Annotated in this window: 16 protein-coding genes; 7 read left to right on the plus strand and 9 right to left on the minus strand. The window is 72.1% G+C overall.

What is annotated here, in order from left to right; translation table 11 throughout:
- Positions 1 to 16: 16 nt before the first annotated feature.
- Positions 17 to 379 (minus strand): nuclear transport factor 2 family protein, encoded by a 363-nt coding sequence (locus L3i22_RS16135; protein ID WP_221327778.1) that lies wholly within the window; start codon positions 377 to 379, stop codon positions 17 to 19.
- Positions 380 to 632: 253 nt separating this feature from the next.
- On the opposite strand from L3i22_RS16135, the gene L3i22_RS16140 reads away from it, so the two are divergent.
- Positions 633 to 1715 (plus strand): DUF3616 domain-containing protein, encoded by a 1083-nt coding sequence (locus L3i22_RS16140; protein ID WP_255658282.1) that lies wholly within the window; start codon positions 633 to 635, stop codon positions 1713 to 1715.
- Here L3i22_RS16140 and L3i22_RS16145 read toward each other — a convergent pair.
- On the minus strand, positions 1712 to 2143 hold the full coding sequence (locus L3i22_RS16145) for a MarR family winged helix-turn-helix transcriptional regulator (protein ID WP_221327779.1): 432 nt from the start codon (positions 2141 to 2143) through the stop codon (positions 1712 to 1714). The two genes, L3i22_RS16140 and L3i22_RS16145, sit on opposite strands and share 4 nt — an antisense overlap.
- Positions 2140 to 3669 carry an MDR family MFS transporter gene (locus tag L3i22_RS16150; RefSeq protein ID WP_255658283.1) on the minus strand — a complete coding sequence of 510 codons (1530 nt, stop codon included), beginning with the start codon at positions 3667 to 3669 and terminating at the stop codon, positions 2140 to 2142. Before L3i22_RS16150 ends, L3i22_RS16145 begins: the two co-directional genes overlap by 4 nt.
- Before the next feature lie 48 nt (positions 3670 to 3717).
- Here L3i22_RS16150 and L3i22_RS16155 point away from each other — a divergent pair, with 48 nt between their 5' ends.
- On the plus strand, positions 3718 to 4674 hold the full coding sequence (locus L3i22_RS16155) for a D-2-hydroxyacid dehydrogenase family protein (protein ID WP_221327781.1): 957 nt from the start codon (positions 3718 to 3720) through the stop codon (positions 4672 to 4674).
- Here L3i22_RS16155 and L3i22_RS16160 read toward each other — a convergent pair.
- On the minus strand, positions 4667 to 6481 hold the full coding sequence (locus L3i22_RS16160; RefSeq protein ID WP_221327782.1) for a glycoside hydrolase family 5 protein: 1815 nt from the start codon (positions 6479 to 6481) through the stop codon (positions 4667 to 4669). The genes L3i22_RS16155 and L3i22_RS16160 overlap by 8 nt on opposite strands.
- 47 nt (positions 6482 to 6528) lie before the next feature.
- Entirely contained in the window at positions 6529 to 8475 is a 1947-nt protein-coding gene (locus tag L3i22_RS16165) for a bifunctional diguanylate cyclase/phosphodiesterase (protein WP_221327783.1), read from the minus strand.
- Between the two features lie 282 nt (positions 8476 to 8757).
- Here L3i22_RS16165 and L3i22_RS16170 point away from each other — a divergent pair, with 282 nt between their 5' ends.
- Positions 8758 to 9867, plus strand: coding sequence for a branched-chain amino acid ABC transporter substrate-binding protein (locus tag L3i22_RS16170; protein ID WP_221327784.1), 1110 nt, complete (start codon positions 8758 to 8760; stop codon positions 9865 to 9867).
- An 82-nt stretch (positions 9868 to 9949) separates the two neighbouring features.
- On the plus strand, positions 9950 to 12073 hold the full coding sequence (locus tag L3i22_RS16175) for a transglycosylase domain-containing protein (protein WP_221327785.1): 2124 nt from the start codon (positions 9950 to 9952) through the stop codon (positions 12071 to 12073).
- A gap of 26 nt (positions 12074 to 12099) precedes the next feature.
- On the opposite strand, the gene L3i22_RS16180 is transcribed toward L3i22_RS16175, so the two are convergent.
- Positions 12100 to 12933: a patatin-like phospholipase family protein gene (locus L3i22_RS16180; RefSeq protein WP_221327786.1), complete on the minus strand. Its 834-nt coding sequence runs from the start codon at positions 12931 to 12933 to the stop codon at positions 12100 to 12102.
- A 115-nt stretch (positions 12934 to 13048) separates the two neighbouring features.
- Between L3i22_RS16180 and L3i22_RS16185 the strand changes: the two genes are divergently transcribed.
- On the plus strand, positions 13049 to 13633 hold the full coding sequence (locus L3i22_RS16185) for a DedA family protein (RefSeq protein WP_221327787.1): 585 nt from the start codon (positions 13049 to 13051) through the stop codon (positions 13631 to 13633).
- A gap of 38 nt (positions 13634 to 13671) precedes the next feature.
- Here the strand turns inward: L3i22_RS16185 and L3i22_RS16190 are convergent, their stop codons facing one another.
- Positions 13672 to 14118, minus strand: coding sequence for a MarR family winged helix-turn-helix transcriptional regulator (locus L3i22_RS16190; protein ID WP_255658285.1), 447 nt, complete (start codon positions 14116 to 14118; stop codon positions 13672 to 13674).
- A 61-nt stretch (positions 14119 to 14179) separates the two neighbouring features.
- Between L3i22_RS16190 and L3i22_RS16195 the strand changes: the two genes are divergently transcribed.
- Together L3i22_RS16195 and L3i22_RS16200 are read left to right on the plus strand one after the other, a co-directional pair.
- Complete coding sequence (locus tag L3i22_RS16195; protein ID WP_255658286.1) at positions 14180 to 15721, plus strand: MFS transporter; 1542 nt, start codon at positions 14180 to 14182, stop codon at positions 15719 to 15721.
- A gap of 42 nt (positions 15722 to 15763) precedes the next feature.
- Positions 15764 to 16654, plus strand: coding sequence for an META domain-containing protein (locus L3i22_RS16200; RefSeq protein WP_221327789.1), 891 nt, complete (start codon positions 15764 to 15766; stop codon positions 16652 to 16654).
- Here L3i22_RS16200 and L3i22_RS16205 read toward each other — a convergent pair.
- Positions 16638 to 18119: a hypothetical protein gene (locus L3i22_RS16205; RefSeq protein ID WP_221327790.1), complete on the minus strand. Its 1482-nt coding sequence runs from the start codon at positions 18117 to 18119 to the stop codon at positions 16638 to 16640. The genes L3i22_RS16200 and L3i22_RS16205 overlap by 17 nt on opposite strands.
- A 78-nt stretch (positions 18120 to 18197) precedes the next feature.
- Positions 18198 to 19361, minus strand: coding sequence for an LLM class flavin-dependent oxidoreductase (locus L3i22_RS16210; protein WP_221327791.1), 1164 nt, complete (start codon positions 19359 to 19361; stop codon positions 18198 to 18200).
- Positions 19362 to 19830: the final 469 nt, after the last annotated feature.

Genomic DNA, 19830 nt, shown 5'->3' on the forward strand with positions numbered 1-19830 from the left:
GCGCCCGCGCCGCTTCTCAGGCGTCGCCGGGGCCCAGCAGCAGGGTGTAGACGCTGGTGATCTTGCCGCCGGCGACGTGCGCGACGTCGATGCCGCGCACCACCGGCGGCTCGCCCCGCGGGCCGAAACCCCAGGCCAGGTAGCCGAGATCCTGCACGACGTGGATCGGTCCGGTGGTCGTGAAGACGAAGCCGGGCGACCCGTCGAGGATCTGCTGCGCCTTGGCGTCGAGCGCCTCGTGCCCGGTCACCGTCTCGTCGGGGTCGGCGAACGTCACGCCGGGCGCGTAGACCCGGCCGATCGCGGCCCGGCGCCGGTCTCCGTCGCGCTCGTTGAAGACGTCCAGCAGGTTGGCTCGCATGAGCTCTTCGACGGTCACCTCGTGAGGTCCTTTCCGTGGGGCTTGCCAGGTTCGGGCGATGGGCTCGATGCTCGGGTGCCGCGGGCCTGGCGCGGGCTGATCGAGACGACGGCACTGCTGCGGCACCGCCCGGATCAGCGGCTGATCGAGACGACGGCACTGATTATCCGGTGCTGGTCACCCGGCACGAGCGCGGGGACACGTCATGCCCGGGCCGGGAGCGGCGCGGTAACCGGCAACCGGGGACCGGTGGTGGCCCCGTGGTGCGACGATGTCGACCATGACGGTCGACTACACCGTGCGGTTGCGGTTCTCCGACGACTCGCGGGCCGCGGCAACCCACACCAACCTTTCCGCCGTACGGCTTGACGGACGCGTCCTGTGGATCGCGGGCGACGAGACCGCGACCGTCGAACGGCTGCTCGCCGACTCCCCGGAACGGCCCGCCGAGTTCGGCGCGGAGGCCCGTTTCCGCCTCGCCGACCTGGTCGACCTGCCCGGTGCGGACGCCGACGAGGAGGCCGACGTGGAGGGGCTGGCCCGGAGCGGGGACTTCCTCTGGGCGGTCGGCTCGCACAGCCTGCGCCGCAAGCAGATCCGCGACCGGCACGACGGGCCGAAGGCGCTGAAGCGGCTGGCCCGGATCGAGGGTCAGGACAACAGGCAGATTTTGGTACGGCTGCCGATCGCCGACGTGGACGGCGTCCCCACGCCCGTCCGGGAGAAGGTGGTCGACGGGGTCACCCATCGGGCCGCGGCGCTGAGCGGGCGGGACGACCTGCGCCGGCTGCTGCGCGACGACGAGCACCTGGCGCCGTTCCTGCCGATCCCCGGCAAGGACAACGGGCTGGACATCGAGGGGATCGCGGTCGTCGGCGAGCGGGTCTACCTGGGGCTGCGCGGGCCGGTGCTGCGCGGGTGGGCGTTCGTGCTGGAGGTGCGGCCGTACGTGACGCCGGAGGAACCGGAGCGGTTGCGGCTGCGGTTGTTCGAGGACGGCCGGCCGTACCGTAAGCATGTCCTTGATCTGAACGGGCTCGGCGTGCGGGACCTCTGCCCGGACGGGGACGACCTGCTGGTGCTGGCCGGGCCGACGATGTCGCTGGACGGGCCGGTGTGGATCTACCGCTGGCACGGCGCGAGCCGGGTGGGGATGCCGTCGGTGGTCCGCGGCGAGCTGATCAGCCGGGAGCTGGAGCTGACCTTCGGCGAGGGCGACGACCACGCCGAGGGGATGAGCCTGTTCGGCGACGGCCGGGTGCTGGTGGTCTACGACAGCCCGGCCGCCGCGCGGCTCACCGAGGACGGCGCGGTCATCGCCGACGTGCTGAAGCTGCCGCCGCGCCGGCCTTAGTCCATCGTGATCGTGTTGAAGCGGGCCAGCAGCGTGGCCAGGGTGTGCACGTCCTCCCGCGGCCACGCACCGAGCCGGGCGCGCAGGCGCTGACTGCGGGCCGCGCGGGCCTGCAGCATCCGGCGCCGGCCCTCCTCGGTCAGCGCGACCAGGTGGGCGCGGCCGTCGGCCGGGTCGGGCAGCCGCTCGATCAGGCCCAGTGCCTCCAGCGGCTTGAGCTGCCGGGTGATGGTGGCCTTGCCGACGCCGAGGTCCTCGGCCACGTCGCTGGGCCGCCGCGGGCCCTGGTCGCGCAGGCGGACCAGCAGGCCGTAGGCCGACGCGTCCAGACCCGGGTGCACGCCGTGGCTCAGCCGCTGGGAGGCGGCGCGGGCCCGCCGGACGAAGACGGCGAACTCGCGCTCCAGGGCCGCGTAGTCGTCAGTCATCCCTTCGTCTGCAGGGCGCTCGTGGTGCGCAGCGGAACCTCCCGGATGAACACGATGCAGAGCAGCGCGACCAGCGCGAACGGGGCGGTGTACAGGAAGAGGTTACCGGTGGCGTGGCCGTACGCGTCCTGGACCACGGCGCGGACCGGGGCCGGCAGGTCGGCCAGCCGGGGGACTCCGGAGCTGCCGCCGGTGGGATGGATGCCGAGCCGGGCCAGGCCGTCGGTGGTGTACCGGGTGATCTGGCCGGCCAGCACGGCGCCCAGCGCGGAGACGCCGATCGTGCCGCCCAGCGAGCGGAAGAACGACACCGAGGTGCTGGCCGCGCCCAGGTCCTGCAGGCGGATCTGGTTCTGCACGGCGAGCACCAGGTTCTGCAGGGTGGTGCCCAGGCCGATGCCGAGCAGCGCCATCCCGATCGCGAGCTGCCAGTACGGCGTGGCGTGCCGGGTCAGGCCGAGCAGCCCGAGCCCGGCCGCGATCAGCACCGCGCCGCCGACCAGGTACGGCTTCCACCGGCCGGTCGCGGTGATGATCCGGCCGACCACCGCCGAGGCGAGCGCCAGGCCGAGGATCAGCGGCAGCGCCAGGATGCCGGCCAGGGTCGGCGACTTGCCCCGGGACAGCTGGAAGTACTGACTCAGGAACGTGGTGCCCGCGTACAGCGCGACGCCGATGACCAGGCTGGCCGCGATGGCCAGCACGACCGTGCGGTCGCGGAACAGCCACAGTGGCACGATCGGCTCCGCGGCCCGCCGCTCGACCAGCACGAACACCAGGGTGAGGGCGATCACGCCGGCGAGCATCAGGGCGGTCGGGCCGGACAGCCACGCGTACTTGTCACCGGCGAACGTCACCCAGACCAGCAGCAGCGACGCGGCCGCGGTGATCAGCGCGGCGCCCGCCCAGTCGATCCGGACCCGGCGGCCACCGGCCGGCAGGTGCAGCGTCCGCTGCAGCATGACCATCGCCAGCACGGCGAACGGCACGCCGACGAAGAAGCACCACCGCCAGCCCAGCCAGCTGGTGTCCACGATCACCCCGCCGATCAGCGGGCCGGCCGAGGTGGCGACGGCGAGCACGGCGCCGATGTAGCCCGAGTACTTCCCGCGCTCGCGCGGCGAGATGATCGTCGCCATCACCACCTGGGTGAGCGCGAGCATCCCGCCGGCGCCGACGCCCTGCAGCGCCCGGGCCGCGATGAGCAGCGCCGGGTCGGCCGCCAGCCCGGAGAGCACCGAGCCCGCGGTGAAGACGATCAGCGCGGCCTGGATCAGCAGTTTCTTGCTGACCAGGTCGGCGAGCTTGCCCCAGACCGGGCTGGACACCGTGGTGGTCAGCAGCGTCGCGATGATCACCCAGGTGTAGACGCTCTGGTCGGCGTGCAGGTCCGCCACGATCGTCGGCAGCGCGTTGGTGACGATCGTCGAGGACAGGATCGCCACGAACATGCCGGTGTAGAGCCCGGACATGATCTGCAGGATCTGCCGGTGCGACAGCGGCGCCGGCGCCTGTGTCGTGGTCATGCGATGGACTCCCATTCAGTTGCCTGGGGCAACTATATAGTGGGGGTCATGCGGATCGTCGTGCTGGATGACTATCAACGGGTGGCGCGCGGCTACGGGCCGTTCGACGCGCTGCCGGACGCCGACGTCGAGGTGCTGCACGAGCACCTCGACGACCCGGATGCGCTGGTGGCGGCGCTGCGGGGCGCGCAGGTGGTGGCGGCCATGCGGGAGCGCACCCCGTTCCCCGCGGCGCTCTTCGACCGGTTGCCCGACCTGCGCCTGCTGATCACCACCGGGATGGCGAACGCGTCGATCGACCTGGCCGCGGCCCGCGCGCACGGCGTCACGGTCTGCGGCACCAGCCTGAGCGGGTCGGCCCGGAGCTCGAACACCGCCGAGCTGACCTGGGCGCTGATCCTGGCCGTGCAGCGGCACGTGACCACCGAGGACCGGGCGCTGCGGGACGGGCGGTGGCAGACCACGATCGGCACCGATCTGAACGGGGCCACGCTCGGCGTGCTCGGGCTGGGCCGGCTCGGCACCCAGGTGGCCCGGATCGGGCAGGCCTTCGACATGCGGGTGATCGCCTGGAGCGCGAACCTGACGCCGGAGCGCGCCGCCGGGGCAGGCGTCGAGTACGTCGACCGGGACGAGTTGTTCGCCGACAGCGACGTGCTCACCGTCCACCTGAAACTCAGCGACCGGACGACCGGCCTGGTCGGCGCGGCCGAGCTGGCCCGGATGAAGCCGTCCGCGGTGCTGATCAACACCTCCCGCGGGCCGATCGTGGACCGGAACGCGCTGGTGAGCGCGCTGACCGCGGGCACGATCGCCGGGGCCGGCCTGGACGTCTACGACGTCGAGCCGCTGCCGGCCGGTGACCCGTTGCGCGGCGCGCCGAACACCGTGCTGCTGCCGCACCTCGGCTACGTCACCGACCGGACCTACCGGGTGATGTATCAGCAGATCGTCGAGGACATCGAGGCCTGGCGGGCCGGCGCGCCGCTGCGGGTGCTCAGCTGAGCTTGCGGCAGAGCAGCGCGTCCGGGGTGCGGGCCGAGCCGATCCGGCCGGTCCAGGCGATGCCGGCGACGTATTCGTCGTCGGCGCACTGGCCCTTGTACCGGCCGGTCGCGAAGTCACCGCCCGGGTTGCCGGCCGGCCGGTTGTCGCCGCGGTCGAACCAGACCGTGCGGCCGGCGTCGGCGGAGGCGGGCTGGCCGGTGGCGCACAGGGCGCTGGACATCGCGGCGCCCCGGACGGCGTAGCCGATCAGGCGGGCGGCGGCCGGGCACTCGAACTTGGTGTAGCCGGAGGCCCAGTCCCGGCTGACGTACCGCTCGTCGGTGACGACCTGGTACGACGTCCACGTGGTGGCGCCGGCTGTGTCCGTACACAAGCCGCGGTTTTGATTGTGGCTCAAACCGATCAAGCGCTGGCCGTCCGGGCAGGCGGCCTTGCGGGCGCCGGAATCCCAGTCGGGCCGGCCGCGCATCTGCAGGGAGGCGATGAAGTCGCCGTGGTCGGGGCTGAGCATCGAGTGCACCGGGACCGGATCGACGTGGCCGGACCGGCCGGTCGCGCCGAGCAGGCGTTGCCAGGCGGCCGACCGCCAGTCCGGGTCGTCGAGCAGGCCGGAGCGGTGCCCGGCGGCGTCGAAGAAGAGCAGGCCCCAGCCGTTGGCGGCGCGGGTCTCGGCCCAGCCGACCGCGGGCCAGTAGGCGAAGTCGGCGTCGGCCCGGATCAGCAGGTCGACGAAGTTCTCGAACCAGGCCCGCTGGGCGCTGCCGGGCGCGGCGTTGCCGTCGACGCCGAACTCGCTGATCCACACCGGCGCCGTGAAGTGGTTTCCGGGCTCGCCCGCGACGTAGAGGGCGTCGCGGTTGACGACGGCGGCCAGATCGGCCGGGCTCAGGTCGCGGTAGCGCGGGTCGCTGGTCTCGCCGATCCCGGTCGCGCCGCTGTGGTTCGGGCCGGTGTAGTCGTAGAAGTGCGCCGAGTAGACCAGCTTCCCGGACCGGACCAGCGTGTGCGAGAGCGTGCGGACCGGCTTGAGGGTGGGCCGCTCGTGCGCGAAGCCGTCCACCGGGATGCCGGTCCAGTTGATCCCCTCGACGATGATCAGCAGGTTCGGGTTGGCCTCGGCCAGGATCCGGTCGCCGGTGCGCTGCGAGGCGGCGAACCAGTCGTGCCCGTCGCCGCTGCCCCAGTTCGGGTCGTCGAGGACGTTGCGGCGCACCTCGTTGTAGAGATCGGCGCCGACCACGCGGGGGTTGTCCCGGTAGCGGCGGGCCATGAACAGCCAGTCGTCCGCCCACTGCTGCTCGGTCTGGGCGGTGTTCCAGCGCTCGTTGCCGTCGACCCCGCAGCACCATTTCGTGGTGGTGGTGTGGTTGTTCAGGATGACGGCGAGGCCGGCGCCGGTGAGTCCGGCGACCACCTGGTCGTACACCTGGAGTGGGGTGAGTCCGTGCAGTTGCGGGTTCGCGGCCGAGTCGGCGACCGGGGTCGCGTCGCGGATCATCTCGTTCGAGAACGGGAGCCGGACGCTGTTGAGGCCGAGTTGGCGGAAGCCGTCGACGATCGAGGCCAGGGGAGCGCGGTCGAGGCCGAGCGGCATCCGGCCGGAGTCCTCCCCGGCGTGGTGCGTGCCGTCGCCGTTCGAGGTGCCGCTCGCGCCGTGCCAGTTGGCCGAGCGCAGCTGGAAGCGGTCGCCGTCGGCGTCGACGATGTAGCGGCCCCGGGTGGAGAGCGGTCCGGTCCAGTCGGGGGCGGCCGGGGCGGCGGCAACCGCCGGAGCGAGCAGGAGCAAGGCGAGAATGATTCGCATTGACCCATGCTCGCAGAAAAGTGACGTACTTCAATATGCGCGACCGGTCAGACGATCGCGCCGGAGAGCACCGCCTCGGCCCGCCGGCAGGCCGCCCGCAGGTCATCCGGCGGGACCGGGTGGCTCAGCAGGTAGCCCTGGGCGAAGTCGCAGCCGATCTCCCGCAGCCGGGTGAGCGTCGCGAGGTCCTCCACCCCCTCGGCCACCACCTGGAGACCCAGGTTGTGGCCGAGGTCGGTGGCGCTCCGCACCATGATCGCGTCCGGCGTGCCCTCGGCCAGGTTCCGGACGAACGTCCGGTCGATCTTCAGCTCGTCGGCGGGCACGTCCCGCAGCTGGAGCAGCGACGAGAAGCCGGTGCCGAAGTCGTCGACCGACACCGCGACGCCGCTCTCGCTGATCCGGCGCAGCGTCCGCAGCGCCGAGCCGGAGTCGGCCATGATCCCGGTCTCGGTCAGCTCCAGGCAGAGCAGCTCGGCGGGCAGTCCGGCGGCGACGATCGTGGCCTGCACGGTCTCGGCGAAGCGGTCGTCGCCGAGCGCGCCGGGCGACACGTTGACCGAGACCCGGCACGACCAGCCGGTCGCCCGCCAGGCCGCGGCCTGCCGGGCGGCCACCGCCAGCAGGTGATAGGTGAGCGCGGTCTCCAGGCCGCCGCGCTCGGCGACCGGCAGCAGCGTGGCCGGCATGACCAGACCGTGGGTGGGGTGCTGCCAGCGGACCAGCGCCTCGACCGCGGTGACCTGCCCGTCCGAGAGCCGCACCTGCGGCTGGTACCAGAGCTGCAGCTGGCCGTCCGGGTCCCCGGTCTCGAGCAGCACCCGCAGATCCGCGAACAGGCGCATCCGGTCGTCCTGCTCGTTGACGTCGGTGCCCGGGTCGTAGACGGCGACCCCGCCGCCGCGGCGCTTGGCGCGGTACATCGCGGTGTCGGCGTGCCGGAACAGCTCGTCGGCGCTGTCCACCGGGCTGAGCGCGACGCCCACGCTGCCGCCGACCGCGGCCAGCTGGCCCTCCACCCGGAAGTCCCGGTTCAGCTCGGCCACCAGCCGGTCGGCGAGCCCGACGGCCTCCGGCAGGCCGGTCACGCTCGGGATCAGCACCGCGAACTCGTCGCCGCCCAGCCGGGCCACCACGCCGGGGGCGCCGACCTGCCCGGCCAGCCGCCGGCCCGCCTCGATCAGCACCTGGTCGCCGGCGTGATGGCCGATCGTGTCGTTCACCGCCTTGAACCCGTCCAGGTCGATCACCATCAGCGTCACCGGGTCGCCGGCCCGGTCCAGCGCCTCCTGCAGGTTCTGCTGGAACAGCGTGCGGTTGGGCAGCCCGGTCAGCGCGTCGTGCAGGGCCTGGTAGCGGCTGTCCGCGGCCCGCTCGACCAGCCGGCGCTGGTAGCCCAGGATCATCCGCATGATCATCGCGACCAGGGTCAGGCCGGCGCCGAACCCGATCGCGGTGCCGACCAGCAGCCGGCCCTGGGTGTTCCGCAGCATCGTCACCTGCTGCTGGGCGTACTCGTGGTACGAGCGGGCGATCGCGTCCACGTCGTTCTGCAGCGAGTAGTAGGCCGGCGTCAACTGGAGCCGGTCGAACTGCATGTAGTCCGGGTCGCTGCCGGCCACCTTGTCGATCAGCTGCTCGGCGAGCAGGCGGTACGCGACCTGCCCGGTCAGCAGGCTCCGGGCGTCCTGCCGGATCCGCTCGTCCGCCGACCGGCCGAGCTCGGTCAGGTTCCGTTCGGCGCTGTCGGCCACCTGCACGAACCGGCTGCGGACCGCCACCGACGGCTCGACCTGGTAGTGCCGCAGGTTCACCTCCTGCATCGCCACGGCGATCCGGGCCTCGGTGAACTTCTCGTCGACGACCAGGGCGGCGCTCTGCTGGCGGGTGGCCCGGGTCGTGCTGATCGTGCCCTGCAGCACATACCCCGCCAGGGCCAGCAGGACGACGGCCAGCGACACCGTCGTCAGAAGGCTGCGGCCACGGCCTCGCATGCGCCCCAACACATTCCCTGTTTCGGCAGCTTCCCCACCGGTTCAAGGAAAACGCTTCAGTTCCGGGCAGACGGCGTCGATCGGACCGTTGTGCGTTCAGGTTCTGTCTCGCGGATCGCGAGGGGCTACGGCGTGGCCCAGCCGGCGCCTGACGGCGTCCGGAGGAAGGCCACATACAACCCCGGTATGCGACCTTCCTCCGGCCGACGCCAGACACCACCTGGACCTCGCCTCGCTCCCGCGCGATCCGCGAGACAGAACCTGGGTGTCGTCGCGGCTGCCGTGCTGCTGGCCGGTCTGGCGGGCTGCTCGGAGTCCGGCAGCCCGGGCCCGGCCGTGTCGCCGGCCGACGTGATCCGGCTGGCCAGTGTGCTGCCGCTGACCGGGCGCAGCAGCCACACCGGCGAGTCGATGCTCAACGGGGCCAAGCTCGCGGTCGCCGAGGTCAACGCCGCCGGGGGAGTGCTCGGGCGCGACGTCGAGCTGATCACCGAGGACGACGCGTGCGATCCCGGCACCGCGGTCAGCGCCGCCCAGACCGTCATCAAGCAGGACGTGGCGGTGTCGGTCGGCGGGTACTGCAGCAGTGCCGTCGTACCCACGCTGAAGATCTTCCGTGACGCCGGGGTGCCGATGGTGATCGCGCAGGCGAACTCGACCGACCTGATCGCGCCGCACTACGACAGCGTGTTCCTGATCTGCGGCACGGTCACCGCCGAGGCGGTGTTCGCCGTCGACTGGATGAAGAAGCTCGGCGGCAAGCGCCTGTCGATCGTCCACGACGGCACCAGCTTCCCGATCACCCTGGCCGACGCGACCGCCGCCCGGGCCCGCGCCACCGGCGCGCTGACCGTGGCGAGCGAGCTGAAGCTGAGCCAGGGGGCCGCCGACTACCGGCGGATCGCCCAGGCGGTGGTCGCCGGCCGGGCCGACACCGTCTACTACACCGGCTACTACGGCGAGGCGAACCAGCTGATCAAGGATCTGCGGGGGAGCGGCTTCACCGGGCGGATCGTGGTCGGCGACGGCGCCACCGACGGGCCGCTGCTCACCGACCTGAGCCAGGAGCAGAGCAGCGACGTCTACGGCACCGCGCTGCTCGTCCCGGAGTTCATGCCCGAGCTGGCCGAGTGGTCGCAGCGCTATCAGCAGGCCTACGGCGTCGCGCCGGGCCCGTCCAGCGCCGAGTCCTACGACGCGGTGATGGTGGCGGTCGGCGCGATCAAGCGGGCCGGCGGCACCGGCCATGAGGCGCTGCGGGCCGCGCTGAGCGCCACCGACTACGCCGGCCTGTCCGGGACGGTCACGTTCAACGCCGACGGCACCCGGACCGTCCCCAAGTTTCTCCTGCTCAAGGCGGACGGTAAGCGGTTCCGGCTGGCGGGTGGATAAAAGGTGTCCGGGATCACGGCACTGTTCTGCGGTCGTACCCCGTCGTTATTGGTGACGGTCCAGAACGGGAGAACAGACGACGATGCGCAAGAACGCGACCTCCCTGCTGATCTGCGGCCTGCTCGGCGGGCTGGTGGTCGCCGCCGCGGCGTTCCCGGCGGCGGCGATCTCCGGCCTGACCGCGAAGGCCGGCGGCGACTCCTTCGACAGCCTGCCCAGCGAGCTGAAGGACTACAGCTCCCCGCAGATCACCCGGGTCTACGCCAGTGACGGCAAGACGCTGATCACCCAGTTCTACGACGAGTTCCGCAGCGACGTGCCGCTCAAGGACATCTCGACGAACATGCGGGCGGCGATCGTCGCGGCCGAGGACCGCAACTTCTACAAGCATCACGGCGTCGACTTCAAGGGCGTCGCGCGGGCCTTCGTCAACAACAGCGGCGGCAACGCCCAGCAGGGCGCCTCCACCCTGACGATGCAGTACGTGCGGATGTCGCTGGCCTACTCGGCGACGAACCCGCAGGAGATCGTCGACGCCACCAAGGACACCCCGAAACGCAAGATCACCGAGATGAAGTACGCGTTGCAGGTCGAGAAGGAGCTCACCAAGGACCAGATCCTGGAGCGCTACCTGAACATCGCCCCGTTCGGCAACCAGGCGTACGGCGTCTTCGCGGCCAGCCAGATCTACTTCAAGAAGCGCCCCAAGGACCTGACCGTCGGCGAGGCCGCCATGCTCGCCGGCATGGTCAAGGCGCCGACCAGCTTCAACCCGACGATCGCGACCGGGTACACGCAGATCAAGGAGCGGCGGGACAACTACGTCATCCCCGGCATGGTCACGATGGGCTCGATCACCCAGGCGCAGGCCGCCGCCGCGCTGAAGGAGCCGATCCCGCGGCAGGTGACCTCGATCGGCAACGGCTGCATCGCGGTCGCCAAGAGCTGGGGCTTCTTCTGCGACTACTTCTACCGCTGGTGGATGGGGCAGGAGACGTTCGGCGCCACCGCCTACGACCGGGAGCGGCAGCTCAAGAGCGGCGGCTATCAGGTGGTCACGTCGCTCGACATCGACGCGCAGAACGCCGCCCGCAAACGGATCAGCGAGCAGATCAGCGACAACACCCGGAACGCGATCCTGCTCGCCGGCGTCGAGCCGGGCACCGGCCGGGTGCGGCTGCTCGCCGCCAACCGCAAGTACAAGCTGGACGACCCGGCGCACCCGCAGAACCCGCTCTCGCCGAACCCGGCGCTGCGCAAGCAGAAGATCCGCGCGTCGTACCCGAACACCACCAACCCGCTGATCACCGGCGGCGGCGACATCGACGGCTACCAGGCCGGCTCGGTGTTCAAGATGTTCACGATGGTGGCCGCACTGGAGGCCGGCGTCCCGCTCAACCATACGATCAACACCCAGGTGCAGTACCACTCGCACTACCCGGTCGAGGCCGACTCGCCGTCGGCCTGCGCCGGCACCTCCGACTGGTGCCCGAAGAACGCCGGGGCCAAGGAGGCCGGGCCGTACAACATGTGGACCGGGTTCGGCATGTCGGTCAACACGTACTTCGTGCCGCTGGAGGAGCAGGTCGGGGCGGACAAGGTGGTCGCCGTCGCCAAACGGTTCGGCGTCCAGTTCCGCAACTCGCAGGACGCGACCTACGCGAAATCCGCCGCCACCTGGGGCGCCTTCACCCTGGGCGTGTCCGCGTCGACGCCGCTCGACATGGCCGACGCCTACGCCACCCTGGCCGGCGACGGCATGTACTGCACGCCCACCCCGATCCAGCAGATCACCAGCGCCGACGGCACCAAACTCGACGTCGGCAAGCCGGCCTGCACCAAGGCGACCACCCCGGACGTGGCCCGCGCGGCCCTCGACGCGGCCCGCTGCCCGGTCGGCGACGCCGCCCAGACCGGCGACTGCCACGGCAACGCCACCGCGCCCGCCGCGCACGGCCAGATCGGCCACCCGGTCTACGGCAAGACCGGCACCACCGACGCGAACAAGACCTCGTCCCTGATCGTCGGCACGACATCGCTGGTCATCGCCGGCTACATGGCCGACCCCGACTACCAGAACCACCCCGACCCGACCAACCACTACCAGGTCAACGGCGCGGTGATCGCCACCCTGGCCGACGCCCTGAAGGGCAAACCCAAAGTCCAGTTCAAACCCCCGACCAACACCCTTGCGTACGGCGGTTAGCCCCGCCCCCGGCGCCGGCGGCGGATCTACCGGTCGGCCCAGAGGGTGCGGAGCGCGGGCGCCTCGGCGGCGGCCTGGGCGCGGCCGGCCTCGGCGGCGGGGCCGCGGCGGGCCGGGTCGAGGGGGTTGGTGCCGAACGCGGCGCGGGTCGCCGTGTCCGGGGTGATCACCGTGCCGCGGACCTCCGGGCCCAGGGCCGCGAGCTGGGCGGCCGGGCGGCCGGACGGGCGGGCCGACTGCGACGACGGGGCGAGCACCACCACCCGGTCGGCGCCGGCGGCCAGGTCGACGTTGGCGATCGAGCGGATGCCGCCGTCGACGTATCGCGTGCCCTCGACCGTCGCCGGCGGCCAGGTCAGCGGGATCGCGCAGCTCGCCGCGACGGCGTCGATCAGCGGGACGCCGCTGGACGCGTCGAAGATCCGTACCTCGCCGGTCTCGGCCTCGACCGCCGGAATGAGCAACCGGACCGCCGGCCAGTCGGCGTCGCCGATCCGGGCGGCGATCGCCGCCCGGCGTTCCGCCTCGGAGACGGTGCGGGCGCGCAGCGCCTGCCGGCCCAGCCAGGCCCGGCCGCGCGCCGGATCGCCGGGCCAGAGCCCGGCGACCGCGAACTTCAGGAGATTCCCGAGACGCAGGCGGGCCGGGATCTCGCTGCCGGGGCCGGCCACCTGCGCCTCGAAAAGAGCTTTCAGCGGTACGCCGGAGAGCACCTGAGCCGCCGTCGACGAGCCCGCCGAGGTGCCGACGACCAGTCCCGCGCCGGTCAGGTCGACGCCGTGTTCGGCCAGCCCGTGGAGCAGGCCGATCTCCCAGGCGACGCCGGTGACGCCGCCTCCGCCCAGAACGAGTGCCTTCATGCCCGTGATCCCATCACACCGGGCCGGGAGCAGCATAGACAACAGTCGTTCGAGGCGGCCGTGACGAGGATCGCGAAGGTGTGTCGCCCGGTGCCGGCCGGTCTACGGTGGGGCCATGCTGGAGCTCATCGATCGGTTCGGCTATCTCGGCATCGGGGCGATCGTGTTCGTGGAGAGCTTCGGCATCCCGGCGCCGGGCGAGACGGTGATCATCGCGGGCGCGGCCTACGCCGGCCGGGGCCATCTCAGCATCGTCGCGGTCGCGCTGATCGCCTTCGTCGCCGCGGTGACCGGCGACAGCCTGGGCTACTGGATCGGCCGGCGCGGCGGGCGGCCGCTCGTGCACCGCTTCGGGCATTACGTCCGGCTGACCCCGGAACGTCTGGACAAGGTCGAGGGCTTCATGACCCGCCAGGGCCCGAAGGTCGTCGTGGTCGCCCGGTTCGTCGAGGGCCTGCGCCAGCTCAACGGCGTCGTCGCGGGCCTCACCGAGATGCCCTTCCCGCGCTTCCTGGCCTGGAACATCCTGGGCGCGGCCCTGTGGGTCGGCGTCTGGTCGACCGCCGCCTACCTGGCCGGCGACCACATCGAGCAGATCGCCGCGACCCTCAGCCGCTACCTGGTCATCGCCGTCGCGGTGGCGGCCGTCGCCCTGTTCCTGTTCTTCCGCCACCGCCTCCGCCGGTCAACCCCCAAATAAGATCAACCCCACCCTTCGCCGTACGGCGGTGAAGGCCGTCACAGGGTGGCGAAGTCCTCGTCGCCGCCGGTGGACTCGGTCATCCGGGTCAGCCAGGCGTGCACCGTGGCCAGCTGTTCCGGGGTGAAGCCGGCCGACAGCCTGGCCTCGACGGCCCGGACCGTGGGCAGCGCCTCGGCCAGCCGGGTGTGGCCCGCGTCGGTGAGGAAGACCTGCTGGGAGCGGCGGTCGGACGGGTGCGGGCGCCGCTCGACCAGGCCGGCGCGTTCCAGGCCGGTGAGCATCTCGTTGGCCGACTGCCGGGCGGTCGAGACGGCGCGGGCCACGTCGGCGACGGTCAGGCCGGGCTGCTGGCTCAGCATCAGCAGCGACGCGAACTGCGCGACGGTCAGGTCGTGCCGGACCAGATCCTCGGCGACCGCGCCGCGCAGGGACAGCCAGGCGTGCCGGACGAGGAAGGTCGAACATTCGGCGAGGTATTCCACCGGCCCATTGTGCTCCGGGCGGGATTGACAGGAACCTGTCATTCGGAGAAGAGTGACACCCATGACCGTCAGGGACCTGTCAAACAATCTAGCGCGGCAGCGCCGGGTGCTGGCCGTGCTCGTCTTCGCCGCGGTGCTGATCTGGATCGACACGAGCATCCTGGGCATCGCCCTGGAGCGGCTGGCCGACCCGGCGACCGGCCTCGACGCCACCCCCGGCCAGCTGCAGTGGGCCGTCGGGGCGTATTCACTGCTCTTCGCGACCGCACTGTTCGCCGCCGGCGCGCTCGGCGACCGCTACGGCCACCGCACGATCCTGGTGCTCGGCCTGATCTTCTTCGGCGCCGCCTCGGTCTGGGCGGCCTGGGCCGGCGGCGCCATCGGCCTGATCCTGGCCCGCGGCGTGATGGGCCTGGGCGGCGCGATGATGGTGCCCACCTCGATGGCGATCATCGGCGCCACCTTCCCGCAGGAGCGGCGGGCCGGGGCGATCGCCGCCTGGTCGGCCTCCAGCGGCGTCGGCGTCGCGCTCGGCCCGCTGCTCGGCGGCGTGCTGGTCGACCACTTCTGGTGGGGCTCGGTCTTCCTGGTGAACCTGCCGGTGGTGGCCGTCGCGCTGATCGGGATCGCGCTCGTGGTGCCCAACCCGCGGCAGGAGCATCGCCGCCGCCCCGACCCGGCCGGGCTGCTGCTGTCCACCGCCGGACTCGCCCTGCTGGCGTACGGGCTGATCGAAGCCGGTCAGGACACCGGCTGGTCCAGCCCCCGGGTCTGGGGAACGGTGCTGGCCGGACTGGCGCTGCTCACCGGGTTCACCGTCCTGGAGTGGCGGTCGAGCGAGCCGTCGTTCGACCCGCGGCTGTTCCGCAACGGGCGGTTCAGCGCCGGGAACGTCGCGATGGGCGCGCTGTTCTTCGCGATCACCGGGCAGATGTTCTACGGCAACTTCTACCTGCAGGGCGCGCGCGGGATGTCGGCGCTGCACACCGGGCTGGCCTTCCTGCCCGGCGCGATCGGCGTGGCGGTCGGCTCCGGGCTCGGCGCACGGCTGGCCAAGCGGTACGGCGTGGGCCGGGTCAGCGGCACCGGGCTGCTCGTGGTCGCGGCCGCCTTCCTGGCCAACCTCGGCTTCGGGCTGCACACCCCGCTCCTGCTGTTCTGCGCGGTGGGCCTGGTCAGCGGGGTGGCGATGGGCTGCGCGATCGCGCCGACGGTGGCCGCCGTCATCGCGGTGCTGCCGCAGGACCGGATGGGCGCCGGCTCGGCGGTGAACAACACGGTCCGGCAGGTGGGCAGCGTGCTCGGGATCGCGCTGCTCGGCACGATCCTGACCACGACGTACCGGAATCGGATCGAACCGTTCCTCGCGTCGCTGCCGGAACCGGTCCGGGCGGCCGCGTCACCCTCGGCCGAGCACACCCGGGCCGTCGCGGCCGGGCTCGGCCGGCCGGATCTGGCCGGGGCCGCGAACGACGCGTTCATCACGGCGATGCACGTCACGGCGGCTTCCGCCGCGTTCGCCGCGGCGCTGGGCGGCATCCTGCTGCTCACCGCGTTCCGGGCCCGCCGCCCGGCACCGGAGCCCGCACTCGCACCGGTGTGACACCCGGGGGAACCGGGGGCGCCGCGAGCGCGTCTTACCGGGATGAAGAGCCTCATCGCGGTGGCGCTGTCGGCGGCGATCCTGGCCGGGTGCGCGGGTCAGGCACCGGCCGCGGCGCCGGGGGCGTCCGACCGGGCGGCGGCACCGGGGGTGTCCGAGCCGGCGGCGGCGACCGTCGCGCTCGACCCGGTGGCGCTGGTCGGGCTCTGGCAGCTGTCCGCCGACGGCGCGCCGAAGAACGTGGTGCTGCGCATCGGCGGGCCGGGCGACCTGGAGCTGTTCCAGCCGTGCGCGGTGCTGACGGGCGACTGGCGGGCGGACGAGACCGGCCTCTTCGCCGGCCGCCTGGACAGCCGGTCCGGCCCGCCGCTGTGCGACGGCCCGGACCTCGGCGCGACCGTGGCCCGGGCCGCCGGCTACCGGATCGACGGGGCCGAGCGGGTCCTGGTCGACGACCGTGGCGCGACCGTCGCCCGGCTGCTGCCCGGTGCCGTGCCGGTGACCCGGCCGGACCTGGCGGCCGACGTCACCGGGGTGCCGCGGGTGACCGACGAGATCCGGCAGCGGCTCCGGGCCGCCGCCCCGCTGCCGGCCGGCCTGACCCCGGTCACCGCGCCGGTGCTGCTCGGCCGATGGCTGCCGGTGGACCGGCCGGCCCGGGCGAGCCGGGCGTACGTCGAGTTCCTGGCCGACGGGCGGTGGCAGGGCAGCGACGGGTGCAACGGTGCGGGCGGCGGCTGGGCGGCCGGGCCGGGCGGCTCGCTGGTGGCGACGGCCGGCGCGTCCACCGAGGTCGGCTGCGACAACGTGCCGGTCAACCGCGCGCTGGCCACGACCCGCCGGGCCGGCCTCGACGGCACGACGCTGGTCCTGCTGGACGTCACCGGCACGGAGCTGCTGCGCCTGACCCGACAGATCACTCCGCGACGGTGATGATGCGGCGCCGGCGGGTCGCGCGGAACAGGAACAGCCCCGCGGCCAGCAGGATCGCGCCGCCGGCGGCCAGCAGCCCGGTGGACGGGCCGGTGATCGGGAGGCTGGCGCCGGTGTCGACGGTCAGGTCGGCCTTGTCGTTGGTGTGGACGGTGTCCTGCACGCCGCCGTACGCCTGGACGTAGCCCCCGTCGTGCGCGCCGTCCTCGATCTCGACGGTGAAGGTGAACATCTGCTTGCCGCCCTTCGGCACCTGGTCGAGCACCAGGCACGCCCAGTCCCGGCCCGCAAAACCGTCAAAGTTGACGTCCGTGGGCGAGGTGCCCGGCAGGCACATCTGGTCGGAGGTGACCGGCTTGACCCCGGACGGCAGCTTGACCCGCACGTAGTTGAGCGACTGGGTGGACAGCCCGACCGTCGCGAACGGGCCGAGGTTCCGCATGCCGATCTGAGCCGTGACCCGCTCGCCGACCGCACCCTGGAAGACGCCGCCGACGGCCTTGCTGTCGGCGGGCGCGGTCGGGGTGGTGACGGTGAACAGGGCGACGTTGTCGTCCGGGTTCAGGTCGTCCTGGACGTCGTCGTCCTTGATGCTTGCGGCCGACGACATCTTCTGCAGCTTCAGCTCGTCGCCGGTCCGCCCGGCGTTGCGCTTGGTGAAGGCGGCCACGTACTTGTCGGTGAGGCCGACCACGACGGCGTTGGCGTAGTACTGCGCCGGGCCGGGGGCGTCCGCCTTGACCTTGATCTTCGCCGGGGTGGCGGCGGACAGGGCGGCGGTCTCGCCCGGGGCGAGCGAGTCGTCGAGGACGCAGATCACGCCGCCGACCTCGGCATCCGGCTCGCAGTTGCGGTAGCGGCCCAGGTCCGCCTCGAGGGTGTCCTGGCCGGCCACCGCCAGGCCGAGCGTGCCGGAGGTGGCGTTGCCGGTGTTCCGGACGGTCACCGGCAGGACGGCCGACTCGCCGCGGCCCAGCTTGACGTCCGGCAGGGCGCCGATCTCGAGGTCCACACCGGGCTTGGTGGTCCGGATCACCTGCACCTCGACGTCGTCCATCTCCTCGCCCTCGACCGCGACGGTCACGTGGAAGGACGAGGTCAGGCTGGTCGACGTGGTGGCCGGCTTGACGGTGAAGCTGAAGGGGCGGCGCTCACCGGCCGCCAGCTTGCTGATCTTGCAGGTGGTGGCCGAGCAGCCGGCCGGCGGCACGAAGCCGAGCGACGCCGGCACCGAGTCGAAGCCGATCACCACGTTCTCGGCGGCCCCGCCGCCGACGTTCCGCATCTCGAACGTGACCGTCTTGGACAGGCCGTCGACCACCGTGATCGACTCGGTGAGGTCGAGGAAGACGATCGGGAAGTCGAGGGCCGACTCCGCGTGAGCCGGCAGCGCGAGACCGGACAGGGCCAGACCCGCGGCCAGCGGGGGCAGCAGGAGGCGACGGAACAGGGCGCGCAGACTCATGATCACCGTTCTCGGAATGGGTCACCCGGGCCGAAGCCGGGCGAAGTCCGAGCAGCGTAAGCGGCCGAACCTGCAAGATCAACCAGCCGATCGCGTCGCCTTTCCGGCCGTCCGGTGCTTCTCGATCTCGCCGGCCGCGTCGGGGACCGTGCGCCCGTGGGCCGCCGGCCGGCCCCCGTACGGATCCGCCTCGCCCCACAACGACGTCGGCGCCGCCCGGCGGACCACCGGCAGCACCTCGGCGGCCAGCCGCTCCAACATGGTCAGCTGCTGCTCGTGCGGGATCATCGTCGGCAGGCTGAACGACTGCAGATCGTGCCCGAACGCCTCGTGGAACCAGAGGATCTTCTCGGCGATCTGCTGCGGCGACCCGACCAGCACCGGCCCCCGGGCGATCGCGTCGTCGATGCTCGCGAACGTCGACTCGTTGCCCGGCGTGTGGTTCCCCGGCCGGTTGAAGAACTCGATGATCTTCTCGTAGGTCGGCCCGAACGCCGCCCGCGCCTGCTGCGTGGTGTCGGCCAGGTAGAGGAACCCGGCGCCGGCCCCGACATAGGCGAACCGCGGGTCGTGCCCGTGCTCGGCATAGGTCCGCCGATAGTGGTCGATCAGCACGGTGTAGTTGTCCCGCGGCTGGATTGCGTTCGCCGAGAAGAGCGGGTCGCCCCACTTCCCGGCCAGCTCCGCCGAGGTCACCGTGGTCGCCGAGCCGTGCCAGACGCGCGGGGCGCCGGCGTAGGGCCGGGGCAGGCTGGTCACCTCGTCCAGCGGCCCGCGGAAACGCCCCTGCCAGGTGACCTGCTCCTCGCGCCAGAGGCGGCGCAGCAACTCGTACTTCTCCGCCAGCGCGTCCCACTGGTCGCCGTTCCCGATGCCGAACATCGGCAGCTGGCGCAGCTCGTTGCCCTTGCCGATGACCAGCTCGAGCCGCCCGCGGGACAGCTGGTCGACGGTCGCGTAGTCCTCCGCGACGCGCAGCGGATCGAGGATCGACAGCACCGACACCCCGGTCGAGATCCGCACCCGGCTGGTGCTCGCGGCAACCGCGCCGAGCAGCACGGACACGCCACTGGACAGGAACGCGCCGGCATGCCGCTCACCGATAGCCACCGCGTCGAACCCGAACTCCTCCGCATACCTCGCCGAGGTCAGCGCCTGCGCGAACCGCTCGTCGGGCCGGATCTCCCGCCCGGTCACCGGATTCGTCAGGTTCGGAAGAATGTCAAGGACCTGAAACCTCACGCGCTGCCTCCCGCCGGCCGACCTCGCCCCCGACCATACTCCGGATCGCCCATCGGCAAAGTAGTGATTAAGGTCAAATTCTTCATTGCCTCGGCTGCGGCCGATAACTGATCGTCGCTCCCGCGGGGACCCTTCCGGGCCTCGCAAGGGCGCGGAGCGCCCAGAACACGAGACCCGCAAGGGCGACGTCCGAGGGTGGGCACGGTTTACCCCAAACCCCGAACGGCCACCGAGGCTGTCTCGGCTCCGAGGGCGGTTGCTCTACCCCAAGATCTGGTCCCGTGGGAGTTGTCCACACTGCAGCGTCATCCACAGGCCACCAGCATGATCTTGCCGATTCACGCGACAATTACGTCAGCGGAGGTGGCCCCCCCTCAGGGAGGGTGGGACCTGCTCTTTTGGTGATCGACGGGCTTTCGGGGTGGGCTCGGCTCCGGTGTGGCTGAGGTGGCACGGATGGGCGAGGCCC

Source organism: Actinoplanes sp. L3-i22 (genome assembly GCF_019704555.1).
Taxonomy (GTDB): Bacteria; Actinomycetota; Actinomycetes; order Mycobacteriales; family Micromonosporaceae; genus Actinoplanes.

Bases quoted from the DNA above. Each gene is read 5' to 3' on its own strand.
- L3i22_RS16200 (WP_221327789.1), top strand. From the start codon at position 15,764: ATGAAGAGCCTCATCGCGGTGGCGCTGTCGGCGGCGATCCTGGCCGGG.
- L3i22_RS16150 (WP_255658283.1), bottom strand. From the start codon at position 3,669: ATGACCACGACACAGGCGCCGGCGCCGCTGTCGCACCGGCAGATCCTG.
- L3i22_RS16155 (WP_221327781.1), top strand. From the start codon at position 3,718: ATGCGGATCGTCGTGCTGGATGACTATCAACGGGTGGCGCGCGGCTAC.
- L3i22_RS16160 (WP_221327782.1), bottom strand. From the start codon at position 6,481: ATGCGAATCATTCTCGCCTTGCTCCTGCTCGCTCCGGCGGTTGCCGCC.
- L3i22_RS16175 (WP_221327785.1), top strand. From the start codon at position 9,950: ATGCGCAAGAACGCGACCTCCCTGCTGATCTGCGGCCTGCTCGGCGGG.
- L3i22_RS16140 (WP_255658282.1), top strand. From the start codon at position 633: ATGTCGACCATGACGGTCGACTACACCGTGCGGTTGCGGTTCTCCGAC.
- L3i22_RS16165 (WP_221327783.1), bottom strand. From the start codon at position 8,475: ATGCGAGGCCGTGGCCGCAGCCTTCTGACGACGGTGTCGCTGGCCGTC.
- L3i22_RS16205 (WP_221327790.1), bottom strand. From the start codon at position 18,119: ATGAGTCTGCGCGCCCTGTTCCGTCGCCTCCTGCTGCCCCCGCTGGCC.
- L3i22_RS16145 (WP_221327779.1), bottom strand. From the start codon at position 2,143: ATGACTGACGACTACGCGGCCCTGGAGCGCGAGTTCGCCGTCTTCGTC.
- L3i22_RS16195 (WP_255658286.1), top strand. From the start codon at position 14,180: ATGACCGTCAGGGACCTGTCAAACAATCTAGCGCGGCAGCGCCGGGTG.
- L3i22_RS16180 (WP_221327786.1), bottom strand. From the start codon at position 12,933: ATGAAGGCACTCGTTCTGGGCGGAGGCGGCGTCACCGGCGTCGCCTGG.
- L3i22_RS16185 (WP_221327787.1), top strand. From the start codon at position 13,049: ATGCTGGAGCTCATCGATCGGTTCGGCTATCTCGGCATCGGGGCGATC.